The 245-nt window shown below is 44.5% G+C and carries 1 pseudogene; it reads left to right on the plus strand.

What is annotated here, in order from left to right:
- Positions 1-77: 77 nt before the first annotated feature.
- Positions 78-245 (plus strand): annotated as a pseudogene (locus tag L976_RS01470) (transposase); the annotation flags it as partial.

Genomic DNA, 245 nt, shown 5'->3' on the forward strand with positions numbered 1-245 from the left:
AGGATTGAGCCCAAATGAATCAGAGCGAAGATTTTGGGAAGATTCTAAAGCTGTGGCCAAATTTAGTTGACCACTACAAGGTCTATGGCGAAGGTGAGTTGAAAATGAAGAAACATGGTACAGATGGCAAACGCCGAGTGTGGCGTAAACTACACATTGCCGTTGATACACATACTCACGAGATCATAGGTACAGAACTCAGCTTATCAAATGTGACCGACGCTGAAGTCATGCCGGATTTGCTC

Origin of the sequence: Shewanella sp. ZOR0012 (assembly GCF_000798835.1) — a bacterium.
Classification (GTDB): Bacteria; Pseudomonadota; Gammaproteobacteria; order Enterobacterales; family Shewanellaceae; genus Shewanella; species Shewanella xiamenensis.